At 60.5% G+C, this 8,690-nt stretch carries 12 protein-coding genes; 9 read left to right on the plus strand and 3 right to left on the minus strand.

The window, feature by feature from the left end:
• The first annotated feature begins 113 nt into the window (after positions 1-113).
• Entirely contained in the window at positions 114-296 is a 183-nt protein-coding gene (locus tag DXY29_RS02460; RefSeq protein ID WP_370630820.1) for a hypothetical protein, read from the plus strand.
• A gap of 17 nt (positions 297-313) precedes the next feature.
• On the opposite strand, the gene DXY29_RS02465 is transcribed toward DXY29_RS02460, so the two are convergent.
• Positions 314-1,447: a trypsin-like peptidase domain-containing protein gene (locus DXY29_RS02465; protein WP_115022659.1), complete on the minus strand. Its 1,134-nt coding sequence runs from the start codon at positions 1,445-1,447 to the stop codon at positions 314-316.
• A gap of 140 nt (positions 1,448-1,587) precedes the next feature.
• Between DXY29_RS02465 and DXY29_RS02470 the strand changes: the two genes are divergently transcribed.
• The 8 genes from DXY29_RS02470 to DXY29_RS02500 all read left to right on the plus strand — a co-directional run bounded on the left by DXY29_RS02470 (position 1,588) and on the right by DXY29_RS02500 (position 7,294).
• A complete protein-coding gene (locus DXY29_RS02470; protein WP_115022579.1) occupies positions 1,588-1,860 on the plus strand; it encodes a DUF2973 domain-containing protein in 273 nt (90 codons plus the stop codon).
• A gap of 33 nt (positions 1,861-1,893) precedes the next feature.
• Positions 1,894-2,277, plus strand: coding sequence for a hypothetical protein (locus DXY29_RS02475; RefSeq protein ID WP_115022581.1), 384 nt, complete (start codon positions 1,894-1,896; stop codon positions 2,275-2,277).
• A gap of 220 nt (positions 2,278-2,497) precedes the next feature.
• Positions 2,498-5,002, plus strand: coding sequence for an ATP-dependent helicase HrpB (gene hrpB, locus DXY29_RS02480; protein WP_115022583.1), 2,505 nt, complete (start codon positions 2,498-2,500; stop codon positions 5,000-5,002).
• 96 nt (positions 5,003-5,098) lie between these two features.
• The gene (locus DXY29_RS02485; RefSeq protein ID WP_115022585.1) at positions 5,099-5,239 is read left to right on the plus strand and encodes a chlorophyll a/b-binding protein; all 141 of its coding nucleotides are present in this window, start codon (positions 5,099-5,101) and stop codon (positions 5,237-5,239) included.
• Between the two features lie 110 nt (positions 5,240-5,349).
• The gene (locus DXY29_RS13300) at positions 5,350-5,526 is read left to right on the plus strand and encodes a hypothetical protein (RefSeq protein ID WP_170952086.1); all 177 of its coding nucleotides are present in this window, start codon (positions 5,350-5,352) and stop codon (positions 5,524-5,526) included.
• Entirely contained in the window at positions 5,516-6,679 is a 1,164-nt protein-coding gene (gene xseA / locus DXY29_RS02490) for an exodeoxyribonuclease VII large subunit (protein ID WP_115022587.1), read from the plus strand. The genes DXY29_RS13300 and xseA overlap by 11 nt, the downstream gene beginning before the upstream one ends.
• Positions 6,679-6,948: an exodeoxyribonuclease VII small subunit gene (xseB, locus tag DXY29_RS02495; protein WP_115022588.1), complete on the plus strand. Its 270-nt coding sequence runs from the start codon at positions 6,679-6,681 to the stop codon at positions 6,946-6,948. Before xseA ends, xseB begins: the two co-directional genes overlap by 1 nt.
• The gene (locus DXY29_RS02500; protein ID WP_115022590.1) at positions 6,941-7,294 is read left to right on the plus strand and encodes a DUF2834 domain-containing protein; all 354 of its coding nucleotides are present in this window, start codon (positions 6,941-6,943) and stop codon (positions 7,292-7,294) included. The genes xseB and DXY29_RS02500 overlap by 8 nt, the downstream gene beginning before the upstream one ends.
• Here DXY29_RS02500 and DXY29_RS02505 read toward each other — a convergent pair.
• Positions 7,270-7,620: a hypothetical protein gene (locus tag DXY29_RS02505; RefSeq protein ID WP_115022592.1), complete on the minus strand. Its 351-nt coding sequence runs from the start codon at positions 7,618-7,620 to the stop codon at positions 7,270-7,272. The genes DXY29_RS02500 and DXY29_RS02505 overlap by 25 nt on opposite strands.
• Before the next feature lie 53 nt (positions 7,621-7,673).
• Positions 7,674-8,606 (minus strand): YihY/virulence factor BrkB family protein, encoded by a 933-nt coding sequence (locus tag DXY29_RS02510; protein WP_115022660.1) that lies wholly within the window; start codon positions 8,604-8,606, stop codon positions 7,674-7,676.
• Between the last annotated feature and the right edge of the window lie 84 nt (positions 8,607-8,690).

An 8,690-nucleotide genomic window follows, 5' to 3' on the forward strand; every position in this document is an offset into this window, starting at 1 on the left:
TCGAGCCACCCAACCGAAAACTTCACACACCCTTAGGCAGGAAGACTTATTTCTCTTTACCTGGTGTTTTCGTCTGCATAGGCTGACAAAACTGATCCCCAGCCCCGATGAGAATGGTTTCCGGCCCCGGCAACACCGAACCCGTTGGCGGTTCATCAGCCCAAGGCGCGGAAACCCATGAGCAGACCTGGGACGCCGTGGAAACCTATTTCCAGTGCATCACCACCTGTTCGCTCGACGACGGCGAATGCATCACCCAATGCGTGGAACAACTAAGGGACTCCGACGACGTCTGACGTCTGACGCCGAGACTTCAGCTTGAGGGCAAGGCCGACAGATCAACCGGCTTGACTTCGATCCTGACCTGGCCCTCACCGCGACGCACCCCCAACACAACCGTGGCTCCCACACCGCGGCGATCGATGGCACTGACCACAGCTGCAGGATCAGCAACAGCCTTGCCATCAAAACTCGTGATCACGTCATCCACCTTGAGCCCGGCGCGGTCCGCTGGCCCCCCAGGCTGGACAGAGCGAATGACCGCTCCTGCGGGCACCTGGGATGTCGGCGTGGGCCTGGGCACAGGAGAAAGACGAATGCCGATCACCGGATGACGGGCCTTGCCGCGGGTCACCAGCTGTTCCGCAATGGCACGGGCGCGATTGCTGGGAATGGCAAAACCAAGACCCGCCCCTGGTCCTGATCGGACCAGGGTGTTGATCCCGATCACCTCCCCGTCGGCATTGAGGAGCGCCCCGCCCGAATTACCAGGATTGATCGCCGCGTCGGTCTGAATCAGATCCAGACGCTTGCCCGAAATCCCGAGCTGAGCAACGTTGCGGTTGAGGTTGCTGATGATTCCCAATGTCACTGTGCTCTCCAGGCCAAAGGGGTTGCCAACGGCAATCGCCCAGTCGCCAACGCTGAGCCGATCAGAATCGCCTAAATCAGCGACTGGCCAGGGTCCAGCCCCCTCCAGACGCACCACCGCGAGATCCGTAAGGCTGTCTTTGCCCACAACCCGGGCAGGCACCCTTCTCCCGTCGGAAAGCCCCACGGTGAGTTGATCCGCCCCCTCCACCACGTGGGCATTGGTCAGGAGCAGACCCCTGGCATCGAAAATGACCCCACTCCCCTGGCCGCGCTGAACCCTGGAGCGCGGTGCTGTGGAACGAGGAATACCAAAGAAACGGCGAAACAGGGGGTCCCGCATCAGGGCTGGCGGCACCCCCGCAGCACCGGACTGATTCACGGTCCGAGCTGTCTCCAGAGTGACCACTGCTGGACCACTGCGCTTGACAGCGGCGGCCACAAACGAGTCGCGACGGATCGCTGGCAGCGCCTCAGCCTCCTGAGGGCCAACGATGAACGGGATCGATCCAACACCGGCCAACAACAACCCTCCTGCCAGAGCGGAGGCGACGAGCGAGCGGGACTGAGAGGTCATCACAGCTGCAGGGCGATCGGCTGACTCGACGCTACGCAGAGCAGACGCAAAAAAAGCCACCAGCGATGTCAAAGCTGTGACCGCGTGCAACCGGGATCCCGATAGCGTGAGAATGAAGAGATTCAGTTGGGTGGAGGGTCATGCTCGGTTCACTGTTTCCGCTGCTCTACGGCGCGTTGTTTGTGGCCCTGCTCTGGCAGGCCTTCCGCGTTATGAGCAAGGGTTTTCGTGCTGCGAGTGGTCCGATCAGCAGTGGCCCCAGCAGCGATCCCATCGACCGCACTGGCCAGGTCACCATCCACCCGGAACTGCTGGACAGCGAGGGACGCATTACAGAAGAAGACCTGCTGACGGTGCGCTTCGGCGGTGACGATGACGAGACCTCGACGGCCGCTGGACCCGGCACTGAATAAATTGGGCGCTTGGAGTCGACAGGGGTCGCCTGAGTGGATCAGAGAACACGCATCGTTGCCGCGGTCATCAAGGGCATCAAGCTGCCCCCCCGGTTTCGGCTTCGGCTGATGAAAGAAGATCCGGTTCGCCTGGAATTGAGCCTGACTCCGGCTTACGGAAAGGACCCCATCACCGTGGGACTTGTCGAATCTCTTGATCTGGTGGCCCGTCGTGACCGGGAAGGCAGGATCCCCCGCGACCTTCAGGGCACCTGGGACTGGACCGTCCGTCACGGCCAGGTGAGCACCGGTGGCTGGAACCCTTATCTCAAGGAGGCGCTGCAAACCATGTTCGAGACCGGCCTTCCGGCGATCGTGTTCGAAGAACTCACCGGCGAGGAGTACCACCCCGTTGATGGAACACGCCACGTGCGTTGATCGAGGCACAGCGTGTGTAAAGGCGTGCGAATGAATGCAGCGAGGCGAAAACCAAGGGGCTAGACCGGAATCAATTCGGCCTTTAAGAAAGTCTTTATGGCCTCCCTCGTTGTTTCCATCGGGCCCCTTGTGCGGTTGCTGGCCGCTGTTGGCGCCATCAGCAGCCTGCTTCTGTTGGGCCTGATGAATCTCGTCCCATGAATCGAGCGGCAGCACCGGTTTGAGCCAGTTCCCGATCGACGCCCTGCTGGCGCGGATCTGCTCTGAAGTTCGCCCGGGACAAACAGTTCTGCTGCAGGCGCCACCCGGGGCAGGCAAGACCACACGGGTTCCCTTAGCGCTGATCGGGGCCCTGACGGAAGGGCCGGGGGGCTTCGCAGGGAAGCAAAAAATCTGGATGATTGAGCCGCGGCGGCTGGCCACCAAGGCCGCCGCTGCCCGCCTCGCCACGAGCCTGGGAGAAGACGTGGGTGCCCGCATCGGCTATGCCGTACGCGGGGAACAGAAACGATCCAGCCGCACCCAGGTGGAGGTGATCACCGACGGCCTCTTCCTGCGGCGCCTGCAGAGCGACCCCTCACTGGATGGGGTGGGCTGCGTAATTTTCGATGAATTTCATGAGAGGGGGCGTGATGCGGATCTGGCCCTCGCGCTGCTGCGCGAAGCGCGTCCGCTGCTGAATCCAGACCTGGCGTTGATGTTGATGTCCGCCACGCTGGATCTGTCCGACCTGAGAGAACGCCTGCCCGAAGCGACAGTGCTGGAAAGCCCAGGCCGCTGTTACCCGGTGGAGACCCATCACCAAGCGCCACGACCGGACGAACCCCTGCCTCGACAGGTGTTACGCGCCATTGAGCACCATGCCCTCGAGCAACCTCAGGGAAGCGGTGTACTGGTCTTTCTGCCTGGACTGGCGGAGATTGAACGCTGCAGGCAGACCCTGACCGAAGCAGCGGCTCTGCAGAACTGGCGCATTCAAGTGCTGCATGGGCAACTCCCACTGCAACAACAGAGTTCAGCCCTCCAACGCTGCGATCCGAACCAGGACGGCAGCATCATCCTGGCCAGTGCCATTGCCGAAAGCTCCCTCACAATCGATGGTGTGCGGCTGGTGATTGACAGCGGCCTCAGCCGTCAACTGCGCTACGACCCCAACACCCAAATGGAAGGCCTGGAGACGACAGCCTCCAGCCTGGCCAGTGCGGAGCAGCGCAGGGGCCGAGCCGGCCGACAGTGCCCAGGCAGTTGCATCCGCCTCTGGTCACCCGCGGAGCAACAGCGACGACCACAGTTCCACCCCCCCGAATTGCTGCTGGCGGATCCCCAGCCCGTATTGATGGAACTGGCCCAGTGGGGCGCTGGACTGGGCGAAGAACTGCCATGGCTGGACCCACCACCTGCAGCCGCCATGCAGGAGGGACAGCACGGCCTGCAACAGCTCGGCCTGCTGGAGCAAGACGGCCGCATCAGCAGGCGGGGACGGTTGATCGGCGGCCTGGGCGTTCACCCCCGTCTCGGCATGCTGCTGCTGGAGGCCCATGAACAGGGCGCCCCCCAGCTGGGGTGTGATTTGGCGGCAATCCTCAGCGAAAGGGATCCCTTCGATCGCCGCCAAATCGGTAGCGATCTCGAGGCCCGGCTCAACAGCATCCAGCGCCATCCATCACTGCGAACGCTCAGCCAGCAGCTCCGCCGCCAACTGAAGCGACTTGGCCCTTCACCCCAGAACCAGGGATCGTCCGTCAGCGCCGGCGATCTGATCCTGGCGGCCTTTCCTGAATGGCTAGCGCAAGAGCGACCGGACCAGACCGGTCGCTATCAGTTGCGCCAGGGACGCGGCGCCGTGCTGCTTCCCTGGGATCCGCTTCAGGGGAGCCCGGCCCTGGCTGTCGCCAGGGTCGACATGGGCGACAGAGACACCCGCATCCAGATGGCAGTGGCCCTGAGCCAGAGCACCCTGCTGACCATCGCTGAGCAAGACGGCCATTGGCAGGACTTAGTCAGCTGGGATCCTGAACGCCAGAGGATCCGCGCCGAACGACTGCTGAAACTGGGTGAATTGGTGGTGCGCCGCACGCCACAGCCTTCGCCAGCAGCGCCGCTATGCCGGAGCCTGCTCATCGAACAGCTGCAGAAGAACTCCAGCCTTGACGCACTGCCCTGGACGGACAGCACCCACCAGCTGCGCCAACGGCTGGAATGGATGCATCAGCAGGTGGGCAGCCCATGGCCGGCCAGGGATCTCACGACGCTGCTGGAGCAGGCTGACACCTGGCTTGGTCCAACCCTGGAGGGCTGCCTGGGTTGGGGCGAGATCAGCACAGCAGCACTGGAAGAAGCACTCTGGGGCGATCTGGACTGGGGCCTCAGACAACAGCTGGATGCGCTTTTGCCGCGTCGCGTCCCGATCCCAGCCGGCCGGCAGGCCACACTGCTTTACACAGGGGACGAGGTCATCCTTGCCGTGAAATTGCAGGAGATGTTCGGATGTGACGACGGGCCCCACGTGCTGGATGGTCGTATCCCCGTCACCCTGGAACTGCTCTCACCGGCAGGACGTCCCCTGCAACGCACCCGGGATCTCAAAGGCTTCTGGCAAGGCAGCTATCAGGACGTGCGCCGCGAGATGCGAGGGCGCTACCCCAAGCACCCCTGGCCCGACGACCCGCGCCAGGCACTGCCGACCGCCCGGACGAAACGCAGGTCAAGCGGCGGGCAGGCGTAAACAATGGAAATGGACCCCCCTTCCTGTAGCCGTTAGCACTCGCAACAAAACTCCAACCTTTGTTACATTGTTACCAAACCAAATCGGTCCTCCCCCATGTCTGACAACGCACGCTTCGGCTTCGTCAACTTCGCTGAAACCTGGAATGGTCGTCTGGCCATGATGGGCATCGTGATCGGTCTCGGCACCGAGCTCCTGACCGGCCAGGGCATCCTGTCCCAGATCGGCCTCGGCTGATTTCCGCACCGCGGACCTAGAGAACCCCTCGGCTCACCGGGGGTTTTTTGTTGCCTCGGTATCGGCCATCGCTGATGCATCAAAGTGGGTGCATTCCACTGAGACAGTCGTTGGCACCGCTCTACGTACAGAACAGACGCGATGGATCAAGGCTGCTCAGCAGCGCCTTGGTGATCTGCACGATCGGCGCCACTCAGATTCACCAGCACTGGGGCGTTCTTGTCACCAGCATTTCGGCCATTGTCTGCATCTACTGGGGTTACGCCTACAGCCGCCTTGAGCGTTGATCGCCTTCCGACTTACTCCGTTGCTGAACTGAACACAGCCATCGGAAGCCTGCTGGAACGCGGCTTTGCGCCGCGTTTTTTGTTAGAAGCAACAGTCTCGCGGCCTCAACTCAAGAAAGGCCACCTCTGGCTGACCCTCACCGACGGCGCCGCCAGCATTTCGGGCGTGGTGTGGGCTTCGAAACTGGCCCAGCTGAGCTACAAACCCGAGGACGGTGACGGCGTCACTGTGGTGGGCAAGCTGAATTTCTGGGCAGCGAGGGCCAGCCTCACCGTTCAGGCGCTGGACATCCGCCCAAGCCTGAGCACCGTGCTGAGGGACTTTGAACGGGTGCGTCAGCTGCTGGAAGAGCAGGGAGTGATTGACCCCAGCCGTCAGCGGCGGCTACCGAGCCAACCTTCAACCATTGCGGTGCTCACAAGTGTGCCCAGTTCCGCCCTGGCTGACATGCTGCGCACCGCCGCTGAACGCTGGCCGCTGACGCAACTCATCGTGGTGCCGATTCCAGTGCAGGGAGCAGTGGCATCCAAGATTGTCAGCACGCTGGAGGGTCTGGCCGAACGATCAGTTGACCTAGGGATTCAAGCCCTGGTGCTGGCGCGCGGCGGCGGAAACCGGGAGGACCTGGCGGTATTCGATGACGAAGCGCTCTGCCGCGTGCTGGCGCACTACCCCGTACCTGTGGTGACGGGCCTCGGCCACGAAGACGATCTGACCGTCGCAGATCTGGTTGCAGACCATCGGGCAGCCACCCCCACGGCGGCAATCGTGGCGCTCCTGCCCGACCGCAATGCTGCACGCCAGGGGCTTGTACAACGCCAAAGTCGATTGAGGGACGCACTGCTGGGGCGAATCCTTCGCGAACGTCAAAGGCTTCAGGATCGGGCCTTTGTGTTGCAGCAACAATCTCCTCTCGAGCGAATCAGGCGCCATCGCCAGGAGCTGGCGCAGAAACAACTATTGCTAAAAGCGCTGTCTCCAGAACGCTGGCTGAAACGGGGGCTCGCCCTGGTCAGCAATGCTTCCGGCGATGCCATCCCGGACCTTCAATCCGTCAAGATCGGAGATCAGCTCAGCATTCGGATGAGCGACGGAACGCTTGACGCCCGGGTCGATCAGATCCAACGCAGTTCCCAAAAAACCACCTCCTGATGAGCAAGCGCCAACCCAGCAAAGAGTTACGCGATCGCATGGAAGGCTGGCGCAGCGATGCCGCTGGCCTCAACTACGAAGAAGCCATGCAGGCCCTTGATCTGCTGCTCGCTGAGCTGCAGAACGACAGTGTGCCCCTGGCGGAATTGCAGCAACGGGTTCTCCACGGTGAGATTTACCTCAGCCGTTGCCAGACCCTGCTCGACAGCGTCGAACAGTCGATTGTCGAACTCGACCCCACAACCCTTGAACCCACGAACAATGCGTAAGGCACTGCCCTGGATCTATCTCCTCCTTGCACTTGCGGGGGCGATCCTGCCGTGGAAAGCCAATCTGGAGTTCATTGCTGAAGGTGGCGGTCAGGCCTTCGATTTGGCTCGGTTCATCGCCGATGCGAACAGCACAGCGGCCTCACGCTCCTTGAGCGCTGACCTGCTGGTGGGGGCCAGTGCGGTCACCCTGTGGATCTGTGTGGAGGGTCCACGCCAGAAGATCAAAGGCTGGTGGCTTGCCATTCCTCTGAGCTTTGGCGTTGCCTTTGCCTGTGCTGCACCATTCTTTCTGTTCCTTCGGGAACGACAGCTGCAGGCTCAGGAATCGGAATCCACGTCCTGAGCGATCACATCAATCGTGAGATCCCTCGCGGGTGTGGACTGGGCAGCTGAAACTCCAGTGTTGTCCGCAGCGTTGGGATAAGGCGTCCCGCAAAACGAGCAAACGCCAGCGCCCTTCAGACCAGTAGCCCCACAAGAAGTGCAGGTGATCATTCTCGACTGCAACAGCTTCCAGCCAATCCAGCCCAGACCGGACAGGATCAACGGCAGCGCCAAGAGCGTGAGCAGCAGACCGCCTGCGAGATCGAGCAACAGACGACCAGCCGCTGTTGGCACCAGCAACAGCAAGACAACTGCAATCCACAACACTGCTGGCGGTCGATTCATTTGCCTCAACGGAAATGGTCCGTTGGATCAGCTTCGCAGAGGGGTATCGAAGTTCAAGGCGTCAGGGTGTTCGGTTCTCCGAGCCGAGGCTTAGCAAGACGAACTGAGGCCAATTCCACACTCAAACACTGGCCAAAATAAAGAATGACACCCACCAACCAAACCCAAAGCGTTAAAACCAAAACACCACCGATCACCCCATAAGCCTGATAGCGATTACCAAGAGAAACGATACTTAAGCTCAAAATTTTGTTGAGCAATGCCAACCCAAAGCCAATCAACAACGAGCCAGGGATCAAGGGTGCTCTTGGAACACGGCGACTGGGCAAGGCCATCTGAAGCAGCAGGGCCATCAAGGACAAGATCAATGCTGGAACGAGAATTCGCCCAAGGGGAAGAATGGGACTGGATTGCACAAGAGCCATCAACCCAGGAATAAAACCATCCAGAACACCAAGGATGTCTTCCGGAAGCTGTCTGATGCTGAGAACCAACTGCTGAAAGACGATCAGAATCGATATAGCAAAGACAGTCAAAAAAGCTTCAACACGCGTTTTACAGAACTGCACCACTTGCTGCCACCAAGGCAAGTCAATCGCCGGGTCCGGGAGAATGTCTGACCAAAGACGATCAGCTCCGCGCTGCAATGTTAAGTAGGCATTACTTGCCGTGAGAAGCAAGACAATTACGCCAAGAATTCCTGCACCAAATCCCTGATTCACCAACCCACGCAGGGTGGAATCCACCAGGTTGGTTGCGGAAGGGGGGAGGACCTGGGTAACCGACTCCAAAACATTATCCAAACTATCTGTTTCACCAAACACCCTGGCCGCCACAGACAAAGCGATGAGCAGCAGCGGGAAAAAAGACTGAAGGACGAAATAAGCAAAAGCAGCACTCAGATCCACACATTCAGCGTTATTCCAGCGCTGACAGGCATTCCATATCCGCCCACCTAACTGTCGAACAAGCGAACGTCTTGACACAGATTCGCTCAGAAGACTTCTAAAACCATACAACAAAAAAGCCACCTCAATCGAGGTGGCTTTTTCATGGTTGGCGATGGTGAT

The organism is Synechococcus sp. UW69, assembly GCF_900474185.1.
GTDB lineage: Bacteria > Cyanobacteriota > Cyanobacteriia > PCC-6307 > Cyanobiaceae > Parasynechococcus.

What these genes read in the sequence shown, in the direction of transcription:
- DXY29_RS02460 (WP_370630820.1), top strand. Translation starts at nt 114, where the DNA reads ATGGTTTCCGGCCCCGGCAACACCGAACCCGTTGGCGGTTCATCAGCC.
- DXY29_RS02465 (WP_115022659.1), bottom strand. Translation starts at nt 1,447, where the DNA reads ATGACCTCTCAGTCCCGCTCGCTCGTCGCCTCCGCTCTGGCAGGAGGG.
- DXY29_RS02470 (WP_115022579.1), top strand. Translation starts at nt 1,588, where the DNA reads ATGCTCGGTTCACTGTTTCCGCTGCTCTACGGCGCGTTGTTTGTGGCC.
- DXY29_RS02485 (WP_115022585.1), top strand. Translation starts at nt 5,099, where the DNA reads ATGTCTGACAACGCACGCTTCGGCTTCGTCAACTTCGCTGAAACCTGG.
- xseB (WP_115022588.1), top strand. Translation starts at nt 6,679, where the DNA reads ATGAGCAAGCGCCAACCCAGCAAAGAGTTACGCGATCGCATGGAAGGC.
- DXY29_RS02500 (WP_115022590.1), top strand. Translation starts at nt 6,941, where the DNA reads ATGCGTAAGGCACTGCCCTGGATCTATCTCCTCCTTGCACTTGCGGGG.
- DXY29_RS02505 (WP_115022592.1), bottom strand. Translation starts at nt 7,620, where the DNA reads ATGAATCGACCGCCAGCAGTGTTGTGGATTGCAGTTGTCTTGCTGTTG.